Here is a 20,798-nt window from a genome sequence, read left to right as displayed (position 1 = left end):
ACATCGTTGGTGGCCACTGCTCCCACGATTACATCATGTTCGTGCATGGCGTCGACTGCTGCCAGTCGGCAACGCGCCCCATTCGAATGGCGCGATGTTGGAAGCTTGCTGCGGCTTGGGTTTTGGCATTAAGCCAGAAGCACAGACATTCTTCTGCAAGATTTTCAGCTGCACTTCTTGCCGACCAGAACTGGACCCGAGTCGGATGCGGTAAAGGCATAATGGCGAACCATACTGATCTGCCGCTGATGGATATCGTCGCGTTCTGTGTCGACACCAACATCCTCATCGAATTTCGTGCTTTAGGTGAGCTGCCTTGGGCCGAACTGGTTCCTGGTGCCTCCGCAGTTCGAATTATTGTTCCGACTAAGGTCAGCGCGGAGATGGACAGCCACAAGTCTAGCAGCGGGCGTCTGCGGAAACGGGCCGCCGACTTTAGCCGCCTGACGGCTCGTCTCGAAAGCAACGACTATGCGGCGATTACGCTGCGCGCTTCGCAACCTTTGGTTACGCTTGAGTTTGGCCCCTTGTTCAAGACCAGGGATCTCGATGGAGAGCTGTTCGATCTGGATGACGCGGACAACCGAATCGTCGCCGAAGCCTTCAGGATGTCGCAGGATATCGAGAACCTGATCTTCATGTCCGATGACGGATTGCCTATCCGTCTCGCCCATCATGCCGGCCTGCCCGTGGTGAGACCTCCAGCGAGCTGGAGACGCCTCGACGGGCCTGACGAGCGAGATGTGCAGATCGCGGAACTCAAACGCCAGCTCGACCCCCAGCCGGACCTTTTTATCGCATTCCCAGACAGCAACGGGGAAAGCGCTTCTTACACCCTGGAATATCCGCCCGAAGTCATTTGTCCTCATTGTGCCGCGAGGGTTGCCGGATCAATTTTTGCAGCTTTCCCAGAAACACCCCGGCGGGAGCTGGAGGCGCGCTATCCCAGCGCCCTGATGGGCACCGGGCCCTTCAACATGCCGCTCCCGGCCCGGATCGGCGAGGTGACGGCAGCTCACCTCGATGACTACCGAACCGGCTACAGGGAGTTCGTCACCCAGGTGCAGGCTTGGTCGAACGGTCTACCCGTCGTTTTAGGTCGCAAAGGGCCGATCGCGGTCGTGCGCCTGCTGGCCGGCAACAAGGGCGATCGTGCTGCCGAAAGGGTTCATTTGGAAGCCTCGTTGACCGGGCCGCTCCGCTTCCTCGAAATAGACGACTTTCGGGAACTTGGGGACGATTTTATCCGGCCACCGGACGAGCCTGCGCCATTCGGGCCTCTTGCATCGTCTTCGTTTAACCTGTCGAGGGAGAAAAGGCGTGCGGATCTCTTTTACGCGCAGGACGCTCCTGACGTATCAGGTCGTAGCACCATGGTTTCCTGGCGCTGCGAAGAGCTTCGACAGGATGCTACGTCTTCGCTGATCATATTAGTCGTAGCCGATCGTGCGGACGCCCGTGGCGCGCTTACCGTACGCATGCGCAGCAGCGACCTGGCGAAAGGGGCGACGCTGACCGCTGCCTTGCGCACGGCGCCGAATCCGTCGTCTGACCCGTTTCACCGGTACTTGCGCGACAGGCTGGCATTGGTGCCCGAAAGGTTTTCCCAGGCGTTGCAGGACGAATTTGCAGTGACAGACCGAGCATGCACTTGCCCGACAGCTGCAGGTAATGTCGAACCGACGTGACCTTTACCCGGTCGGCATGTTGCGGCGTGGTCCGGGGTTACCAAACCTCTAGGGTGAAAGGACACCACGGGACCACTTTGCGCCCCGTCCCTTCAAGCAAGCTCTGATTAATCGTCCCGACAGCCTGACGTAGACAAACTTGTGAGCTCTTTGCAGTCTTTCATGATGGCAGACCAGGCAAGGCGTCAGGCTCAGCGTTCGGACGGCAACGTGTTTGCTTTCCGACGGCTGAAGTGGGGCGACCCACCTGCGCGGTTCCGCCTAAATGCCGTTATTCGTCTACATGTCAGCGCGCGCAATATGCCATTACATGCATTGCTCGATGAGGACAAAGTGCATGGTGGCATCGCGGCTAATCCACCAAAGGAAATATCCCAACCTTCACCCGTTACCGATCTGTACGACCGGCGCATGCGGGAGCGGATTGTCGATGCGGCTATCTGGGCCTCTGTGATTGTTTCTGTTTCCGCACTTGCAGCTGCACTCATCTGGACTGTTTGGATCCCGTGACCAAGCTTGGACCTACACTCAAAGATCTGCATGCCGAGATAGGCATAACCCTTGTAGTCTGGGGTTGGCTCGAAGGCGAAATGATCGACGCCAGAGTAAATTGGCGCCATGTCTCCCCCGAGGTGGCGACGGACCCATTGAAAACTTTCCTGCGGGACCTCGCGGAACCCCGCGCGGTACGGAACGCCATTGCCCATGGGCTCGCGTCTGCCCACAGCGATCCCTGGGAGGCAGACTTCGAGCCGTATGTCACCTGCAGGACCCACGATGCGGGCTTAAGGAAAATAACACTGAGTGATCTGCGTCGTACACAATCGCAGCTTCATAGCCTTCGAAATGTATTGCGGGGATTTTCGCCAACGGTGCCCGCCAAATCTCGACGATGACAATCAGACTGCTCAGCGCCCAATTCCGGCCATTGGTGGCGCCGCTGGCGAACGCCAATAGCTGCCGCTTTTTGAGCTTGAGTTGATTGCCTCGAGAACGATCGGGTATCGAGCCGGCCAGTCTGGCGACTGCGCCAGGCCGGGTTGTGGCCTGCCATGCCTATGGGGCTGAGGCGGACCGCTTTGCGGCGCCGCGGCACCGGGAGCGGAGCAAATCAGCGCCGATCGCCGTTCGTCCGTTTGCGGATCGGCCGCTGTTGCGCGTCTCCCATCTCAACAAGCACTTTCCGGTGCGGGCCGGGTTTTTCCAACGCCGGATCGGGAGCATCCACGCCGTCAACGATGTGAGCTTCGCACTTTTTGCCGGCGAGACGCTGGGGCTGGTGGGCGAGAGCGGATGTAGGAAATCGACGCTCGGCCAGACCATCGTGGGCCTGCATCCGGCCGATGGCGGCGACCTGCAGTATGTGCCCAGGGATGGCGCTGCGGTCGATCTGCGCCAGGCGCGGGGAGCGGTGGCGCGGCGGCTCAAGACCGAGATCCGCATGGTGTTCCAGGACCCAACGGGCTCGCTCAATCCGCGCATGCGGGTGCGCGACATCATCGGGGAAGTGCTGCAGGTCAATGGCGTGGGCAAGGCGGAGATCGAGGCGCGGGTGTAGCATCTGCTGTCGCGGGTGGGACTGAGCCCAGACTATGCCGAGCGCTATCCCCATGCCTTTTCCGGCGGTCAGCGCCAGCGGATCGCCATTGCACGGGCGCTGGCGTCCAATCCGCAATTGGTGATTGCCGATGAAGCGGTCTCGGCGCTCGATGTGTCGGTGCAGACCCAGATCATCAATATGATGCGCGAGCTGCAGGCCGAACTTGGGCTGACCTATCTCTTCGTCAGCCATGACCTGGGCGTCGTCGCCAATATCAGCGACCGCGTGGCGGTGATGTATGCGGGACGGATTGTCGAAATCGGGCCGACCGAGGCGATTTTCAGGGCGCCGCGCCATCCCTATACCGAGGCCCTGCTCGCCGCCATTCCCGGACGTCACCAACGCGGCGGGGCAGGGCGCATCCGCCTTGAGGGACACGTGCCCGATCCTGCCCATAAGCAGCCGGGATGCGCCTTTGCCGACCGATGCCGCTATGCGCTTCCTGCCTGCCGGGAGACGCCGCCGCCAATGGCCGGGACGCCGGAGCACAGCTACGCCTGCATCCGGGCCGACGAGCTGAGTTTGCGGGCTGTGCACAGGGAGCGCGCGCTCGAGCCCGCCTGAAGGGTGGCGCCTGCAGCAATTATCGGGGCGACGCCGTGCTGCCGACGATCTCCTCCAGCTCGGTCGCAACTTGCGGCGCACAGGCGAAAACGTCGCCCCGTCCATAAAGGCCGGTATCGGCCATGAAGTCCTTGGTGACGCCGCCGGCCTCGGAAACCAGCAACAGTCCGGCCAGGCAATCCCAGGAATTGAGCAGCGGCTGGAAGTAGCCCACATAGTGACCTGCCGCGACATGGGCCAGGGTGAGCGCCGTCGAGCCATTGCGCATGTAAGAGCCGCCGGCCGCCAGGAGGCGCTCGATGATGCCGCCCAGTTGCGCGCTGTAGACGGCATTGCTGCCGCCGATGGCGGTGAGGCCGTCGGCAATGACCGCGCGCGGATGGACCCTGATACGGGCGTCGTTGCGCCAGGCCCCTTCGCCCAATGCCGCCCAGTAGAGGTGATCGCGACAGGCATCATAGGTCAGGCCGAGCACCGGCACACCGTTTTCGAGCACCGCAATCACGACGCACCATGTCGGCAGACCGTGGAGGAAGCAGCTTGTGCCGTCGATGGGGTCGATCACCCATTGCCAGGTGCTGGTGCCCTCCTGCTTGCCATATTCCTCCCCCACCAGGCCATCGCAGGGAAACTGTTCGGCAATGGCGGTGCGGATCAGGCGTTCGACATTGGTATCAGCTTCGCTGAACAGGTCCTGGGCGGTGCGCTTGCTCTGGACTTCGAGCATGTCGTAGCGCTCGAAATAGTCCAGGGCGACTGCCCCGGCCTGGCGGATAATGGTCTTGGCCGCGCTGAGGCGGTCGGCGCGTTCGCGCACTGTGTCGGTCATCTTGATACTTGCTAAATTGGGTCGGAGGCGCCGGTGGTTCTGCGGCGGATGAGAGTCACCGGGATAATGACATGCGGCTGCGCCGCTTCGGGTTCCTCGATGCGTTTGGAAAGAGCCGCAATGGCCGCATCGGCGACGGCCTTGGGATCTTGCCGGATCGAGGTGATGTCATAGCTTTGCCAGGCTGCCTCGGCGATGTCGTCGCAGGCAACGAGCTTGATGTCTTCGGGCACGCGCAAGTCGCTCAGCCGCCGCAACTGGTCCAGGAATCCCAAGGCCATGAAATCGTTGACGCAATAGACGCCATCCACTTCGATGCAACTGGCAATGAAGGCTTCGGCGGCCTCTGCGCCGCCACCGTAATTTTGAACGCTGCCCTGAAAATCGCCGACAATATCGAGCCCGAGCGAACGCGCGGTGGCAATGAAGGCGGCCTTGCGCTGGGCAATCGTGTGAGAGGCGCGGCGCTGGCTGGCAATGGCGATGCGCTTGCAGCCGACCCTGGCCAGCTCTTCCGCCGCCAGGCGGCCGGCAGTGGCCGTATCGATGGAGACATTGGAAACATGCGTGCCCACTTCGGGCTTGTTGATCAGGACCAGCGGCACGCCATAGGCGGCGCATTCCTGCGCAATCTCGGCCGGCGGCGTGTCCGAGGTCACGATTGTGCCATTCACATTGTAATTGAGCATCATGTCGATGAGGTAGCCCACATCCTCACCCGGCTCCGTCGGCAGCAGCAGCGGCCGGAAACCGAGCGTGGCGAGGCCGCGCGCCAGATGGTCCACAGTGCGGGCCCGAAGCGAATTGTCCATGTCCGAGACGATCAGCGCAACCAGATTGGTCCGCTGTTGCGACAGGCCGCGGGCCAGGAAATTGACACGGTAGCCGAGCGTCTTGGCAGCGGAGATGACCTTTTCGCGCGTCGCCGGGGCAACGCTGGCACCGGCAGTGAACGTTCGGGAAACGGCCGAACGCGAGACGCCGGCCAAGAGGGCGACATCATCTGAAGTCGGTACGCGGTTGGCCCGCTCGTCGTTGCTCATGCCCAATTGTCCAGCCCGGCCTGCCTGCGGAATGCGGCAAGCAATAGATCTGCCCTGTCGAGATTGATCATGGGTGGGCGCAGGGCAACGATCTTCTCGAATATTTTCGGGTCATCCCCAAAATATTGCAGCATCGGCACGATGTTCAGTCTCTGCGCCTCCGGTGCATCGCGTTCGTAAGTCTCGACCCTGATTTCGATAATGGCAGGATCGAGATGATCCTTGAGCGCCTGCATCGAGTTGTAGCGCGCCCCATTCGACTTGATGCGGGCCGTGGGGGAAAGCGCCCTGATCCCGGCTTGCAACGCATGATCGCCGGACCAGTGAAAGCAATGCTCGGCAAAACCCATCGTGTCGACCAGGGCAAGTATCTTGGCCGGATCGGCGCATTTGTTCTCGATATAGATCTGGCGACCATAGGACTGACAGAGGGTGATCATCTCGGCCAGGGTCGGAATGCGCTGACCGGCAAATTGCGGAGAGAACCAGGCGCCGGCATCGAGATTGCGGAGTGCGGCAAGCGTATGGTCGGCGACCTTGCCGGTGCCATTGGTGGTGCGCTCAAGCGTAGGGTCATGGATGACGACGAGTTCGCCATCGGCACTCTCGCGCACATCGAGTTCGAGATAAGCGCAGCCCTGGTCGAAGATCATCCGGGCCGCCGCCATGGTGTTCTCGGGAGCAAAGCGATTGGCGCCGCGATGGCAGACAATCTGCATGCCACCGATGTCGACGCGCTCGCAGCCCCCCAGGAGTTCGGGCTGGTTGGTGCAGATGCCCAGGCTCGGCAATTTGAGCAGGTCATCGAGGACCGCCTTGCGCTCCTCGTGCCATAGCACCAGGCCAAGTCCGAGTTGCCGTGCTCTGGCCAGCAGGTCGGGTGTCACCAGGTCCTGCGGCCGGTCACCGCCACGCTCCCAGCACAGATGGATGATATCTGCACCCGACTGTTCGGCGCGCTCGAAGGGGTCGGCGCCCAGCGGCACCAGGATCGAGACCGGATAGGGGCAATCGGCCGCGACCAGATCGCGGACCTCATCAACGCCGAAACTCCCCAGGCCGGCGCGCGTGAAGCTGGCCGCCTTCAGACGCGACATGACAATCCGCCCGGCGCCGCGGGCCTTGATCTCGACATAGAGGGCCTGGTCGAGTTCCCCGGCCAAGGCGATGACCTCGTCAAGGGTCGGTAGGTCGGGTGCGGCCTGGCGAATCTGCACCAGGGTCATCTCTGCGATCACCCCCGGAACGCCAAAAACACGCATCAACTCGGCGTCATGCGACACCACCGGCTGATTGTCGGCGGTGAGCTGCACGTCGATTTCCCACATGTCGGCGCCGAAGGCGGCGGCGACCCGAAAGGCCTGGAGGGTATTTTCGCGCGCATGCTGAGATGCACCGCGATGGGCTATGCATAGCGGTCGGCGATCCGGCCGTGCCGGAAAAGGGATGGTGTTGCGCATGGTGGACTAGACCGCCCGCCCGGATACGTCGAAGGCAAGCAGTTTCTCCGCGTCGAGCGGCCAGACAACCTTTTGCCCAAACACGACATCATCTCGCGCCGGCTGAATTGAGCGCAACACAACGCCATCGTCGAGGGTAACGTCGAACAGAGTCTCACGCCCCTGTGGCTCGACAAAGCTAATCGTGCCTTCGACCCGATTGGCGCCAGCGGCGCCGAAATGCTCCGGGCGGACGCCGAGGCTAAGCGGCGTATCTCCCGGCATGCCGGCAAGACGCGCGGGCAGGGGCAGGCTCGTACCCTCCTTGACGAGGAACCGACCGTCGCCGCTGGTCCGGCCTTCGAGCATGACGATGGGTGGATTTCCCAGAAAACCGGCCACGAACTTGTTGACCGGGGCCCGATACATGTCTGTCGGCGTGGCAATCTGCAGGATTTCGCCCTTGTTCATGATGGCGATGCGATCGCACATCGACATGGCCTCGACCTGGTCATGCGTGACCAGGATGGCCGTGATGCCGGTTTCGAGCTGGATGCGGCGGATTTCGGAGCGCATCTCGAGGCGCAATTTGGCATCGAGATTGGCCAGCGGTTCATCGAGCAGCAGGACATCGGGCTTGCGCACCAGTGCGCGGGCAAGGGCAACGCGTTGCTGTTGCCCGCCGGAGAGCTGCGCCGGCCGGCGCGCCAACAGTTCCTCGATATGCGTGAGCGCGGCAATGGCACGCACTTCGCGCTCGATATCGGGCTTGCTGTCGCCACGCACAGAAAGCGGGAAGGCGATGTTCTCGAACACCGTCAGATGCGGATAGAGCGCATAGTTCTGGAACACGACGCCCACATTGCGCTTCTGGCTCGGCACGTCGCTGACATCGCGGTCGCCGAACAGGATCTGGCCGCCATTGATGCGGTGAATGCCGCAGATGGCAAACAGCGTGGTCGACTTGCCGCAGCCCGAGGGGCCGAGCAGAGCCAGCATCTCGCCGTCATTGACGGCCAGGTTCATGCTGTCGATGACGGTGGTGTCATCGAAAGTCTTGGTGAAATTCTTGAGGGTGACTTGCATCAGCCTTTCGTGCCTCCGCCGAAAATGTTCATCAGCCGGTTCTGGAACACCACGAAGAGCACGAGGATCGGCAGGGTGTAGTAGAGCCCGACGGACTTGAAGAGGTTGAAGTTGTAAGTGGTGGAGTTGGGGTCCGAGACCACGTTGAGATAGGTGGACAGCACCTGGAAATTGGCCGAGGGGGCCAGGATCCGGGGCAGCATGAACTCGCTCCACCCATCGATGAAGGCAAAGATGCCGAGCGAAAGCAGGCCCGGTGTCACCTGGGGCAGGATCAGGCGCCGCCAGACGGTGAACCGGCTGGCCCCGTCCTGCACGCCGGCCATTTCGATCTCCCAGGGCACCTGGTCGTAAAAGCCCTTCATGATCCAGACGCCGAAAGGCAGCATGAGGCTGGCCTTGACCAGGATCACGCCGATCAGCGTGTTGTAGAGCCCCGCATATTGCAGCACGAGAAACACGCCGATGATCAGGGTCACCGAAGGGAAGGCGTGCATCACCATGATCCCGGACAGGAAGAACCGGCGGAACGGCAGGTTGAGCCGAGAAATGGCGTAGCCGGCCGTGGAGGAGATGGCGAGGACGATCACCACCATGGACGTGGCGAAGAGGAAGGTCGTCAGCGTCGGCCCCCAGACGTCACCGGTCACCGTCGGGTCCCAGAGGAAGCGCCAGTGGTGGAAGGTGAACTCATTGGGAATGAGCGAGCCGGGCGGGGCATTGGTGAAGGTATCGATGACGAGGAAGAGATACATGATGGCCAGTGGCGCACTCAGAATGCCGAGCAAGGCATAGATAGGCCAGGCGGAGAAATTGCGGGTCATCATAGCTCCTAGAATTCGATCCGCGGCTTGTTGACCAGTTCGTCGAACCGGAACATGCGCAGATAGAGAATGGAGAGGATCAGGCCGACCGCGACCAGGATCAGCGCCATGGCGGCGCCCATGCCGTATTCGAGATTGCCGGTATAGTTGTTGAGCGCGGTATTGAAGGCTTCGAGGGCCCAGACCGTTGTCGTGCTGCCCGGGCCGCCATTGGTGGTCAGCCAGATCTGCTCATAGGACGAGAGCAGGGACAGGGTCTGATAGGAGGTGACAAACAGGATTGGCCAGCGCAATTGCGGCAGGATGATCCGCCTGATCTGCTGCCAGCGGCTGGCGCCGTCGACCTCACTGGCCCAGAGCTGCTGCACCGGTATGGCCCGCAGGGCCCCGGAAAACAGGATCATGCCAAAGGATGCGCCAACAAAACCGTTGACCAGGATGATCGTGGCCCAGGCGGTCGGCACGGAGCCCTTCATGTAGTTGAAGGCGGGCAGGCCAAGCTGTTCGGCGATGACGTAGAGAAAGCCATTGTCCCAGGTGAACCACTTCCACATCACAGCATAGAGCACGACCGGGGTGATGCGCGGCAGCAACCAGAGCACGCTGAAAAAGCCGGCCCCGGTCTTGGGCAGATAAAATGTGGTGATGGCCAGGAATAGCCCGACAAAAACGTTGAAGGCGAGGGTAGCAGCCACATAGAAAACGGTGTTGAGGACAATGCGGATGGTTTCCGGCCGGTCCAGCAGGGTCTGGAAATTGCCGCCATCAATCCAGCGCCAACCGGTATAGCTGGCTTCGGCGATGGCGCTGACGGTATCGACCGGCGCATCGGGCACCATGCTGGCAATGGCGGTCTCCATCGCGGCACGGCTGGAATAGCGGGTATTGAGGATCGAGCGTTCGAAGGGCTCTGTAGCCAGTTTGAGATCGCGGATGCGGGTCGGGCGCGAGGGCAGGGCCTTGAGCGCGGATTCAAAGCTCCTTGCGTCCTCGAAGCTCTGGCCCATCAGGCTGGATTCGATTTCGCCCAGGAACCGAGGTTCGACACCGGCCTCGGCAGCGGCCGCGAGCGTTTCTGGTGTCACCGAGAAGCTGCCTTCGCTCAGCGCAGCGACGATGTCGTCATCGACCCCGGCATTGCCCAGGTCACGCAGCAGGTTGCCAGTGATGACATGAGAGCCGCCGGTAATGCCGGTGGACGTGCTCATATTGGTGAAGGCGAAGACGGTCGTCAGCACCACGGGCATGAGAAAGAAGGCAAAGAGCAGCGCAAGGGCCGGGCTGACAAAGGCCAGGCCGAGCAGGCTGGTTCGGGTGCGCATGAGAGCAGTCTCCAACGGAACCCGGGGCGCGGGTGGCGCCCCGGGAAGAGTGGCGGTTAGCGGACGATGATCTGGTCGCCCAGGGCCGAAGTGACTTCGGCTTCCAGCGCATTGACGGCGTCTTCGACCGAGATCGTGCCGGTCCAGGAGGCCTCGAGGTTCTTGTACATCGCGGTCCAGTAGGGGCCGAACTCGACATCGTTGGGGATGGCGGTGGCGTGCGGCAGCAGCTCGGTGGTGGCGATGCCGGCCCAGCGGTCATTGGCAAAGAGCGGGATCGAGGCCTGGGCATCGCTCAGCGCGACCTTGCCCGACTTGACTGCATGGAGCGCGTTGAAGCGCGGCTCGGAAGCGATGGTGATCAGTTCCGCAGCGATGGCGGCATCCTCATCGGTGCCGGCATTGGAGAGCAGGTAGACCAGCGGATGGCTGATGGTATTGGCCTTGCCGTTCTCGTTGCCGGCAGGGATCAGGCTGTACTGCATCTGGCCGAAGAAGTCTTCCACGCCCCATTTGGTCTTCCATTCCGAAACCGTCCAGGTGCCGGCATGCCAGAAACCGGCCTGATCGTTGGCGACGGCTTCGTGGAAGGCATCCCAGGTTGAACCGAGATGGGTCGCCGGCACAACGCCAGCATCAGCCGCATCGACGAAGAACTGGAACATGTCGGTCATGGCCTGCTTGTCGAGGACAAGCTTGCCGGTTTCCGCGTCGACCATTTCACCGCCGAAGCTGATATAGAACTGCCAGTAGTCAGGGCCGTTGCTGGGGCGGGGCAGGAAGCCCTTGCCGGCTTCGACCACACCGGCATCCTGCATCTTCTTGGCGTCGTCGATCATGTTGTAGAGCGTGTATTCGCCGCTGGCGACCTTGCCGGGCAGGGCCTCGATATCGGCATCGGTCCAGCCGATGGCCTTGAGGTTGGCACGCGAATAGTAGAACGGGCGCGACTCGGCATCCTGCGGAATGCCCCAGACGACGCCGTCATAGCTGCTGATCTCATAAAGGTTCGGATAGATGGCGTTGAGCGGCCAGGCGTCGAAATCGACATAGTCCTCGACCGGACGCAGCAGGCCCGACTGGGACCATGGGCCGATATCTTCGTGTCCCGAGATGATGATATTGGGCGCATTGCCCGCTTCGGCTGCCAGGGTTACGGCCTGCTTGAAGTCGTCCCAGCCGGACCAGGCCTGCGTTTCGACGGTAATGTTGAGCTCTTCGCCGCGAATGGCCGCTTCGCGCTCAAGAATGTCGGCCGCCAGGACGATATTGTCGTAGCGGTAGTTGCTGGTGTCGCCGGTGCCGCCAGCCCACACGGTGATGGTATAATCCTCGGCCTGCGCGGCGAGCATGGTGCCCGAGAGCAGCATTGCCGTGGTGGCGAGCAGTTTTGTCGTCTTGAGAGAGATCATGTTTGAAGCCCCGATAATGCGTCGGATGAATGTCGTTGCACGCGCGTGCAAACATGTCTTTACGGGGGCGTTGTGACAGGCAAATTACAGCAGCGCGAGAAAACTGCGGTCGATAGAGTTCCTTGACGTTCCCCGCGTGGATAGGGCGCCAAGGTCTGCGGAACCTGTCCTTCGGGTGACGCATGCGCCCTCGAAATGGTCCGGCAAGGGCCCCACACAGTTGGCGGGCATCGTGTCTGCACTTGGCCGGTTTGAGATATTTCCCGACATTCCGCAACCGGCCCCCCCCCCTCAAGGCGCTGGTGAGCAAGGATCCGGGGCAGGGGACATTCTCGCGAGGCGGCACTGCGCTGCCCGACGAACCGCTCGCCTCAATCGTTCTCCCGACTGGCCGATGTTGGCCAAAGGAGAATGAAAATGGGTATCTCACAATACGACCCAGCCGCTAGAGGTCGGTCGGCGTGGAACGCCGGTCGGCAGGTCGGCGCCAAGCGGGCGCTCAAGGTCCGGCAGATCTGGGCAATACGGTTCTTCCTGGATCGGGAGGGTCGCATGCGCGACCGAGCGCTGTTTGACCTCGCCATCGATAGCAAATTGCGCGGTTGCGATCTGGTCAAGCTCAAGATCGGCACCCTGGTGACCGGTCGTGAGATTCGCGCCCGGGCGATGGTGACCCAGCAGAAGACCGGCCGGCCGGTGCAGTTCGAGATCACGAGTGATGCCAGAACAAGTGTGTTGGCGTGGCTCGAAAGGCGAGGGGGCTCGGTTGAGGATTTTGTCTTTCCAAGCCGAGCCGATCCGAACGACCACCTGAGCACCAGGCAATATGCCCGGTTGGTGGATGAGTGGGTGACCGCCATCGGTCTTCGCAAGGAGGAATATGGTACGCATTCGCTCCGGCGCACCAAGGCCTCGCTCATCTACAAGGCGACCGGCAATCTCCGTGCCGTGCAGATCCTTCTGGGCCATACCAAGATCGAAAACACGGTTCGGTATCTGGGCGTCGACGTTGAGGACGCACTGGAACTGGCGGAACACACAGAAGTCTGACGATCAGCGGCCTCACCGTTGGTGAGGCCGCACAGGAGGACACCGCCGTCAATGATCTTGGTTCGAAAACGGCAACCGGACGGTCAGCATTCCCATGATCGCGTCTCTACCAAAGAGCACATCCGGACCATCTTCGATGCGCCCCAGAACGGTCATTCCCGCCGCGTTTTCTGTTTCCCGTAAGCTGCCATTCCTGCCGCGGTCGACCGCCGGCATTTTTTCGGGGTGATGGGGTGGAAAGCCCTAAAGGCAATACGCGGACGCTTCGATTAGGCAGATGTAAGGGCTCCCAATGAGCCAGAGGCAGTATGCCCCATCATCAAGGATCATGAATTACACCATCCCAGCGAAGTGCAATACGAGACCGGCTATCGCGCAGCCTGCCAGCACAGTAGCGGGCCCAATCTTGAAGCGAAACACCGCGACAAGCGCGGCCAGCACCAGTGCCGCAGCCGCCAGATTTATCGACGACCAGACGGGCACATCGAGATGGAGGACGAAGGTCGTGATTGTCCTGACTTCCTCGAAGATGACGTGCAGGCCAAACCAGACGGCAAGGTTCAGGATGACACCCACGACGGCGGCCGTGATCGCGGTCAGGGCTGCTGTTAGCACTTTGTTGTCTCGCAAGCGCTCGATGAACGGGGCACCTAGGAATATCCAGAGGAAGCAGGGTGTGAACGTCACCCATGTCGTCAGCAGCCCGCCCAGCGTTCCCGCCATCAAGGGCGATATGCTGCCCGCATCGCGAAAGGCTCCCATGAAGCCCACGAACTGCGTCACCATGATAAGTGGCCCGGGCGTGGTCTCGGCCATGCCGAGCCCGTCCAGCATCTCGCCTGGAGCAAGCCAGCCGTAGTTCTGCACCGCCTCTTGGGCGACATAGGCCAGCACCGCATAGGCGCCGCCGAAGGTCACCACAGCCATGACGCTGAAGAAGCCCGCGATCTGGGCAAAGACATTGGCCGGACCGAACACGGCGAACAACAGGGCGACAGGAGCCAGCCAGAGCAGGAGGAACACTGCCGATATGCGGAACGCCCAAGCCCGGTTGACCTGCGTGTGATCCGGCGACTCTTCGCCCAGCAGGGTATCGGCGTCATCGACCTGGACGCTACCCACCTTGCCGTGTCCGCCGCCACCATGGAATGCTGGCAGACCCGCACGCGCGCCAAAAAAACCGATCAGGCCTGCAACGAGGATGATGAGCGGGAACGGAATGGCGAAACCGAAGATCGTCACGAAGGAGGCGGCGGCGATGGCGACCATCGCCCCGCTCTTGAGCGCACGCGAGCCGATGCGAATGACCGCCTGCACCACGATGGCCAGCACCGCGGCCTTGAGCCCGAAGAACAGCGCCTCGACCGGGCCGACATTGCCGTAGAGCGCATAGATCCAGCTCAGCGCCATGATCGCCGCGACGCCGGGCAGCACGAAGAGGACGCCCGCGATGATGCCGCCGAGGGTGCGATGCATCAGCCAGCCGATATAGACGGCGAGTTGCATGGCTTCCGGTCCCGGCAGCAGCATGCAGTAGTTGAGCGCGTGAAGGAACCGTTTCTCACCCAGCCAGCGCTGCTCTTCGACGAGGATGCGGTGCATGAGCGCGATCTGGCCTGCTGGACCGCCAAAGCTCAGCAGGCCAATGCGGGCCCAGATACGGGTAGCCTCCGCCAGGGTGGGGTACGTCCTGTCCTGCATCATTCTGCCTTCGGCTTGTTGGATGGCCAGTTGTGAGTCTCGTCGCTGGCATCCCGCGCCCATCGATAGAAGGCGTCGTATAGAAGCATCCCGGCTTCGAGCTGTTCCAGATCGTCGGAATACATCCTCGACAGACCGAGTGAAGCGGCAAGAAGCCCTGCCGCCTCGGGCGCAATATCCAACCGAGCTGTATCGGCCCCGCGCACGATGGCTGCGAGCCGATCGAGGGCGGGAATGCTCAAGCCAAATTCGGCCAGAATCACGTCGAATGTGCAGAGCTCGCCTCGGTGGCTCCAGAACACATCCTCGATGTCGAAGGGCGCCGCATTGTAGCGTTCGGCGACACCCACCACCTCGGCGGGCGCCACGAACAGGATGACGGCGCGTGGGTCGAGAAAGCGACGGATCACCCAGGGGCACGCAATGCGGTCGATCTTGGGCCGCGAGCGCGTGACCCACATGGTGCGGCCCTGCGCGTCGCGCGCAGGCAGCTTCGCCGGATCGATCAGCGACTGCCCGGCAGAGCGCCAGGCCTCGAACCCGCCCTCGAGATATTCGGACGGGCAACCTTCGGCGCGAAGCAAGGCGGCAGTGCCCTGACTGCGCCTGTGACCGGTCTGACAAACTGCGATCGACGGCTGCCCGCCGAGTTGTTCCGCAAGGGCGGCAAGGGCCTGGTCATCTACCCGCATGGCACCGGGGAGCAACCTGGGATCGGCCGCGAAATCTTCTTCCGACCGCACATCGAACACGTGGGGTGCGCGCGGGGTTCCGATGATGCGGGTGAGTTTGTCGGATGAAATGGCATTGGGCGCAGGCATTTGCGTTCCTCCGTCGCCGGGGTTGAAAAGGAACGCGATCTTCAGCTGGCGCCTCGTGGGGAGCTCGCAATCCCCATGGGCTGCAATTACCGACATCCGGGGCTGATCGTCAACATGGCATAGCAGCCAAAAACACAGATCGCCTCCACCGTATGGCAGCTGCCCGAGCGAGAAATGAGAACTGTTTGGCGACAGAGATGGTGTCGGCAGCAGCCGAGCGGCATCGCGCCCCATTCAGGCCCCTTGATCGGCCCTGGCGACCTCCTAGAAGCCGTCTGTCCGCGAGTGCAGCCGCGACGACAGGCAGCGCGTGCCTATTAGCGATTGTCCCAACATGCGGACTTAGTGTCTCGATGAGGCGGCATTCCCCCACCGTCGCTGCTTTGGTTGTCGTTGGCGGAGGGGCATGCCCCGGATCGCTGGGACCTGATTGGCGGAGCACTGGCGTTGGTCGCCGCCGCCATCATTGTATTTGCGCCGAGGGGCTGAGCCCGCTCAGGCGCGAACGGCGGCGCCCCTCGGGGACATCTGCAGCCAGAGGATCGCTGCCGCCGCCGCAGCCAGCCAGGGCAGAAGCCATACGTTCAACGCCTGCCAGCCGATGGTGTTCTGCAGCACCCCGGCGCTGAGCGATGCCGCCAACCCCACGACAAAGATGGTGAGGTCGTTGGTCGCTTGCGCCTTACCTTTCTCGGCTGTCGTGTAGGTCCGGGTCAGCAGGTTCGTGCCACCGATATAGAGAAAGTTCCAGCCCACGCCGAGAAGGATCAACGCGGCGGTGAAGTTGTAGAACCCGGTCCCCGACAGAGCGAGCAGCACGTGAGCGGTGAGCAGGACGATGCCAGCAAGCATTATCCGCAAGACACCGAACCGCGCGATCAACGATCCGGTGAAAAACGACGGCAGAAACATGCCGAGCACGTGGAGTTGGATGACCGTCGCAGTCGCTGTCAGGTCGTGGTCGTGGTGTGTCATCGCCAGGGGAGTGGCAGTCATCGCCAGGATCATGATGCCATAGCCGGTGACCGCGCCGAAGAGGGCTACCAAATACGTTGGCTGGCGCACGATATCGCCGAGGGGCCGGACCGCAGCACGCTCATCGGCAGTATCCACTGTCCTCGGGACGTTCACCCCCATCAGCACGCCGACTGCGATGGCCGACGTTGCCGCTAGGAACAGAAATGAAGCGGTGTACATTGGCTGCATCAGTTCGCCGCCCCACCGGGCCAGCAGCGGACCGACCAGGGCTGCAACCACTCCGCCAGCAAGCACAAGCGAGATGGCCCGGGGCCGGAAACGATCGTCCGCCACTTCACCGGCAGCGAAACGATAAAACTGCGCGAAGCCCTGGTAGCATCCCGCCAGGAACGTGCCGGCGCACAGCAGCGCGATCGACGAGGTCATCATCCCACCGGCTGCCAGCAGGCCGCCTAATGTGCCCAGGCTTGCTCCGGAGACGAAGCCGATCTTGCGACCCACACGTGTCATCCACATCGAGGCGGGAACGGTCGATACCGCCGTGCCCAGGAACATGGCTGCGATGGGAGCGGTGGCGAGTTCGGGCGATGGCGCCAGAATGCTGCCAGCAAGGCCGCCGATGGTCATCACCAGGACGGAGACGATCTGGAACAGGGCCTGCGCGGTTGCCAGCAGGAAGACTTGTCGGTGCATGGGCTGCATGGTTGCGGTTCCTCGGTCCCAACTATGACGACGCGACGGCATTGCCCGCCGCCACCCATTCGGGCATGCCGTCTTCAAGGCGCCGGGCACTGAACCCTTGTGCCCGAAGGCGCGACACAGCCTCAAAAGACATGACGCAGTATGCTCCACGGCAGTAGGCGACGATGTCCTTTTCGGGGTCGAGCGTCGCCAGGCGGGCGTCGAGTTCGGAGAGCGGCACGTTCAACGCTCCGGGCACATGGCCCAGCTCGAATTCGTCGGCAGGACGGACGTCGAGCACGGTGACCATACCGTCGCGCAGGCGACCGCTCAGCTCCTCGCGGGTGACCGGCTCGAGGCTATCGCGCTCTTCGAAATAGCCCCGGACAATCTTGTCCACTTCGGCCAGATTGTTCTCTGCCACCCGCCGGATCGCCTTCATGGCCGCCAGGACACTGTCGTCAGCCAGCCTGTAGACCACGAACTTTCCCTGCCGCTCCGCTGCGACCAGCCCCGCCCGCCGCATGGTCTGCAGGTGCTGCGAGACATTTGCGATGGGCGCCCCAAGCTTTTCTGCGAGCAGATCGACGCTGCGCGGCCCCTGGCCGAGTTGTTCGATCAGCTCGAGCCGTTGGGGGTGACCCAGCGTCTTGGCGACCAGGGCGAACTGCTTAAACAGGGCGAGCTTCGGTGAAGGACTTGACATCAGATCATTGCTCAATCATTCAATTGAAATATTGAATATACCAACACAGATCCATCCACAAGGGTTGATCCAACGGAGTGCCATCATGATCCTGCGCCAGTTTCTACACTTCGATCCCGTAGGGGCGTCCTATCTTCTGGGCTGCGGCGGCAAGGCATCAGCGGCGGTGATCGATCCAATCGGCCCCGTCGAGCCTTATCTCGAAGCTGCCGCCACCACCGGCATGAAGATACTCTACGTGATCGATACGCATATCCATGCCGACCACATCTCGTCCGGTCGTATCCTGGCGGAGGCGAGCGGCGCCAAATATGTGCTGTTCGCTGGCGCGTCCTGGCGGCCAAAGGACAGGTTCTGCTGTGCGGAAGCTGCTTGGACGCAAGGGGTCTCGCTCAGGCCGATGTCGTCGACGGAGCGGCCAGAAGCACCATGGATGCCTTGGCGGCGGCATCAATGACCGCCGACAAGGTCCTAGTTTTTTAGTCGCGCACTTTGCCCTGCCGCTATGCGCTTGGTCTTGGCAGTTCACATTCCAGAAGGGACCGTTGTCCGAACAGGGATATGAGATGACGGGTCTCCCCGCGGTAGCACTTCGAGGGGGACCTGGGTCCAAACGCACTGCACCACTCTTTCAATTTGTTGATGGGTATGTTGGGTCCGGCGCAAGGGTCGGCTATCACGCAGATTGATATCCACGGAGGGTGACTATGGAATTGGTGCAGAGCCGTGGAAGCGGTCGTATCCGAGCTGGCTTCCAAAGGCTATTTGCCACTCCGGCCATGCCGCCGAAAGCGGGCCGAGCCTTATTTGAACGGCCCTGGCCTATAGTCGTTTTACTGGCGCTGCCGGCTGCAGCCATGATGGCCGGAAGTGACTACACCCTCGGTATCTGGATGCAGTCCTTTCCAGAAGACCTGCTGCCCATCGCACACTTCGTCACTGACCTCGGCGAGGGTGTCGAGGTGTTGGTCACCACCGGACTCTTGCTCCTGTTGAGCGCGCTGGTCCCGGTGATCTCTCTGAGACGCCGTGTGAAAGCAGGACTGAACGCCGTTACCGCTGGGGCGGCTTTCATATTTCTCTCGGTGGCGGGTGGCGGCCTCCTGGCGCTGGTGCTCAAATATGCAATAGGCCGGGCTCGTCCGGTCCTATTGGACAGCGAAGGCTACCTTTCATTCCAGCCCTTTGCGATGCACTCCGACTTCGCCGCACTTCCCTCCGGGCATTCGGCAACGGCTGCGGCAATGGCACTTTCATTGGCGCTGGTTTTTCCGCGCCTTCGGGCGCTCTTCGTCACCGCAGGCGTTCTTATCTGCGTGTCCCGGCAACTGGTCGGCATGCATTGGATGAGCGACACGCTGATGGGTTGGGCGGTTGGCGCGGCCTTCACATATTGGCTTGCGCATGTCTTCGCCCGTCGTGGCCTGATGTTCCGCTATGATGATTTTGGCCGCCTGCGGCCGAGGCGAACACGGTTTGCCCCGGCCCGGTTCTTCCGTCGATCGGCCCTCAGATCAGCGTAAGCAGCGCTCCACCTAGGCCGAGCAAAACAACCACAATCCACGGGGCGGTTTTCCACACAGTCAGCAGCAGGAAGCCGGCAAGGGCCAGAGCAAAGTCGGCGGGTGTGAGCACGGCGCTGGTCCAGACCGGATTGTAAAGAGCTGCTCCCAGGACGCCAACGACCGCGGCATTGGCACCGCGCATCGCCGCTTGCGCGACTGGCCTGGTGCGGAATGCATCCCAGAACGGCAGGGCACCGACCACCAGCAATAGACCCGGGAGGAACACCGCCACCAAGGCTATAGCAGCGCCCATTGGGCCCGCGGGCTCAGGTTGCATTACAGCGCCGAGATAGGCGGCGAAGGTGAAGAGCGGACCCGGAACGGCCTGGGCCGCGCCATATCCGGCCAGGAAGGCATCGCTCGACACCCAGCCGGTTCGCACCACTTCGGTTTCGAGGAGCGGCAAGACCACGTGGCCACCACCAAACACCAGTGCGCCGGCCCGATAGAAGGCGTCGAAGAGGGATAGGGATTGCGAGGATGCAAGAGCCTCGACGACCGGAAGCCCGACCAGCAGGATGAAGAACACAGCAAGCGCCGACCATCCCACTGCCTTGGGCACACCGAATGCAGGGTGACCAACTGGGTTGGGTGGCATCCCCCTGCAGAGCCACAGCCCCAGGAGACCACCCCCGACAATCGCCGCAACCTGGCCGATGGATCCGCTGACAAAGATGACCAGCAGAACGGCGAACAGGGCGATGCCGGCCCGCTCGCGGTCAGGAGCCAGGGTCCTGGCCATGCCCCAGACGGCCTGGGCCACGACGGCAACAGCCACCAGTTTGAGGCCGTGGAGAATGCCCGCGCCGACCTTGCCTTCGAACCAGCTTGCCCCAAAAGCAAAGAACAGCAGGAGCAAAGCCGAAGGCAGGGTGAACGCTGACCAGGCCGCCAAGGCGCCCAGCGGTCCACCCCGCAGCAGGCCCAGGGAAAAGCCTACCTGGCTTGATGCCGGCCCAGGCAGGAACTGGCAGAGCGCCACGAGTTCGGCATAGCCTTCCTCGCTGATCCATTTGCGCCGGGTGACCAGCTCGTCGCGAAAGTAACCCAGATGGGCTATGGGTCCACCAAACGACGTCAATCCCAGCTTCAGGAAAACGCGAAAGACCTCTCCTGCTGAGCCACGGGACGTACCTTCCGTGGTGTCAGGATTTGCTACTGCCGACCTCATGAAACAGCTCCCCGATCTTGTCGCGAGCTGCTTGCAGGCCCTCGATGCCGTAAGGTGTTGCGCGATAGACCCGCCGCACGGACCGCCCGACCCGCTCGCTCCTGGACGTGAGATACCCCTTGCGCTCCATTGCGTGCAGCATTGGATAAAGCGTGCCCGGGCTGATTTTGTAGCCGTGATGGGCGAGTTCCTCGATCATCCAGTGACCATAGAGATCCCCTTCCGCCGCATGATGCAGGATATGCATCCGGATGAAGCCTGCCAGCAGTTCCTGGTGTTCCATGCTGCAATCGCATTGAGTTCCACACAATCGAATCT

General features: G+C 62.0%; 20 protein-coding genes and 2 pseudogenes. 9 read left to right on the top strand and 13 right to left on the bottom strand.

Annotated elements, in window-relative coordinates; genetic code table 11:
* The 4 genes and pseudogenes from JP75_RS20590 to JP75_RS27140 form a co-directional block, all read left to right on the top strand.
* Positions 1-1,688: PIN domain-containing protein (locus JP75_RS20590; protein WP_210165358.1), on the top strand; the 1,688-nt coding region annotated here is incomplete at its 5' end.
* 162 nt (positions 1,689-1,850) lie between these two features.
* Positions 1,851-2,198, top strand: a complete 348-nt coding sequence (locus JP75_RS26360) for a hypothetical protein (protein WP_152565935.1) — start codon at positions 1,851-1,853, stop codon at positions 2,196-2,198.
* 532 nt (positions 2,199-2,730) lie between these two features.
* Positions 2,731-3,375 (top strand): annotated as a pseudogene (locus tag JP75_RS27145) (ATP-binding cassette domain-containing protein); the annotation flags it as partial.
* Between the two features lie 51 nt (positions 3,376-3,426).
* On the top strand, positions 3,427-3,852 hold the full coding sequence (locus JP75_RS27140) for an oligopeptide/dipeptide ABC transporter ATP-binding protein (protein WP_341872293.1): 426 nt from the start codon (positions 3,427-3,429) through the stop codon (positions 3,850-3,852).
* Between the two features lie 19 nt (positions 3,853-3,871).
* On the opposite strand, the gene JP75_RS20580 is transcribed toward JP75_RS27140, so the two are convergent.
* The 7 genes from JP75_RS20580 to JP75_RS20545 are packed head-to-tail and all read right to left on the bottom strand — an operon-like array spanning position 3,872 to position 11,807.
* A complete protein-coding gene (locus JP75_RS20580; protein WP_035086518.1) occupies positions 3,872-4,681 on the bottom strand; it encodes an inositol monophosphatase family protein in 810 nt (269 codons plus the stop codon).
* An 11-nt stretch (positions 4,682-4,692) separates the two neighbouring features.
* Positions 4,693-5,724 carry a LacI family DNA-binding transcriptional regulator gene (locus tag JP75_RS20575; RefSeq protein WP_035086515.1) on the bottom strand — a complete coding sequence of 344 codons (1,032 nt, stop codon included), beginning with the start codon at positions 5,722-5,724 and terminating at the stop codon, positions 4,693-4,695.
* On the bottom strand, positions 5,721-7,184 hold the full coding sequence (locus tag JP75_RS27430) for a glycerophosphodiester phosphodiesterase family protein (protein WP_084587830.1): 1,464 nt from the start codon (positions 7,182-7,184) through the stop codon (positions 5,721-5,723). The genes JP75_RS20575 and JP75_RS27430 overlap by 4 nt, the downstream gene beginning before the upstream one ends.
* Positions 7,185-7,190: 6 nt before the next feature.
* Positions 7,191-8,249 carry an ABC transporter ATP-binding protein gene (locus JP75_RS20560; protein ID WP_035086513.1) on the bottom strand — a complete coding sequence of 353 codons (1,059 nt, stop codon included), beginning with the start codon at positions 8,247-8,249 and terminating at the stop codon, positions 7,191-7,193.
* Positions 8,249-9,073: a carbohydrate ABC transporter permease gene (locus JP75_RS20555; RefSeq protein WP_035086538.1), complete on the bottom strand. Its 825-nt coding sequence runs from the start codon at positions 9,071-9,073 to the stop codon at positions 8,249-8,251. The genes JP75_RS20560 and JP75_RS20555 overlap by 1 nt, the downstream gene beginning before the upstream one ends.
* An 8-nt stretch (positions 9,074-9,081) precedes the next feature.
* Positions 9,082-10,395, bottom strand: a complete 1,314-nt coding sequence (locus tag JP75_RS20550; protein ID WP_035086510.1) for a carbohydrate ABC transporter permease — start codon at positions 10,393-10,395, stop codon at positions 9,082-9,084.
* A gap of 56 nt (positions 10,396-10,451) precedes the next feature.
* Entirely contained in the window at positions 10,452-11,807 is a 1,356-nt protein-coding gene (locus tag JP75_RS20545) for an ABC transporter substrate-binding protein (RefSeq protein ID WP_035086508.1), read from the bottom strand.
* Between the two features lie 417 nt (positions 11,808-12,224).
* On the opposite strand from JP75_RS20545, the gene JP75_RS20540 reads away from it, so the two are divergent.
* Positions 12,225-12,857, top strand: a complete 633-nt coding sequence (locus JP75_RS20540; RefSeq protein ID WP_035086506.1) for a tyrosine-type recombinase/integrase — start codon at positions 12,225-12,227, stop codon at positions 12,855-12,857.
* A 333-nt stretch (positions 12,858-13,190) separates the two neighbouring features.
* Here the strand turns inward: JP75_RS20540 and chrA (JP75_RS20535) are convergent, their stop codons facing one another.
* Positions 13,191-14,558: a chromate efflux transporter gene (gene chrA / locus JP75_RS20535; protein ID WP_035086504.1), complete on the bottom strand. Its 1,368-nt coding sequence runs from the start codon at positions 14,556-14,558 to the stop codon at positions 13,191-13,193.
* A complete protein-coding gene (locus JP75_RS20530) occupies positions 14,558-15,379 on the bottom strand; it encodes a chromate resistance protein ChrB domain-containing protein (RefSeq protein WP_035086502.1) in 822 nt (273 codons plus the stop codon). The genes chrA (JP75_RS20535) and JP75_RS20530 overlap by 1 nt, the downstream gene beginning before the upstream one ends.
* Before the next feature lie 387 nt (positions 15,380-15,766).
* Here JP75_RS20530 and JP75_RS27245 point away from each other — a divergent pair, with 387 nt between their 5' ends.
* On the top strand, positions 15,767-15,868 hold the full coding sequence (locus JP75_RS27245; protein ID WP_407931798.1) for a hypothetical protein: 102 nt from the start codon (positions 15,767-15,769) through the stop codon (positions 15,866-15,868).
* 6 nt (positions 15,869-15,874) lie between these two features.
* Here JP75_RS27245 and JP75_RS20525 read toward each other — a convergent pair whose 3' ends face one another.
* Positions 15,875-17,059 (bottom strand): MFS transporter, encoded by a 1,185-nt coding sequence (locus JP75_RS20525; RefSeq protein WP_035086500.1) that lies wholly within the window; start codon positions 17,057-17,059, stop codon positions 15,875-15,877.
* A gap of 22 nt (positions 17,060-17,081) precedes the next feature.
* On the bottom strand, positions 17,082-17,744 hold the full coding sequence (locus tag JP75_RS20520) for an ArsR/SmtB family transcription factor (RefSeq protein WP_035086497.1): 663 nt from the start codon (positions 17,742-17,744) through the stop codon (positions 17,082-17,084).
* Between the two features lie 85 nt (positions 17,745-17,829).
* Between JP75_RS20520 and JP75_RS27125 the strand changes: the two are divergent.
* The 3 genes and pseudogenes from JP75_RS27125 to JP75_RS20510 all read left to right on the top strand — a co-directional run.
* Positions 17,830-18,051, top strand: a pseudogene (locus JP75_RS27125) (MBL fold metallo-hydrolase); the annotation flags it as partial.
* Positions 18,052-18,116: 65 nt separating this feature from the next.
* Positions 18,117-18,227, top strand: coding sequence for a hypothetical protein (locus JP75_RS27120; protein WP_236021046.1), 111 nt, complete (start codon positions 18,117-18,119; stop codon positions 18,225-18,227).
* 224 nt (positions 18,228-18,451) lie between these two features.
* Positions 18,452-19,267, top strand: coding sequence for a phosphatase PAP2 family protein (locus JP75_RS20510; protein WP_051961021.1), 816 nt, complete (start codon positions 18,452-18,454; stop codon positions 19,265-19,267).
* Here JP75_RS20510 and chrA (JP75_RS20505) read toward each other — a convergent pair.
* Entirely contained in the window at positions 19,254-20,480 is a 1,227-nt protein-coding gene (gene chrA, locus JP75_RS20505; protein WP_035086493.1) for a chromate efflux transporter, read from the bottom strand. The two genes, JP75_RS20510 and chrA (JP75_RS20505), sit on opposite strands and share 14 nt — an antisense overlap.
* Positions 20,455-20,763 (bottom strand): PadR family transcriptional regulator, encoded by a 309-nt coding sequence (locus JP75_RS20500; protein ID WP_035086534.1) that lies wholly within the window; start codon positions 20,761-20,763, stop codon positions 20,455-20,457. The genes chrA (JP75_RS20505) and JP75_RS20500 overlap by 26 nt, the downstream gene beginning before the upstream one ends.
* Positions 20,764-20,798 lie beyond the last annotated feature (35 nt).

Origin of the sequence: Devosia riboflavina, from assembly GCF_000743575.1 — a bacterium.
GTDB lineage: Bacteria > Pseudomonadota > Alphaproteobacteria > Rhizobiales > Devosiaceae > Devosia > Devosia riboflavina.
Note: the sequence above shows the minus strand (reverse complement) of the source record. Positions and strands in the feature narration are given on the sequence as shown.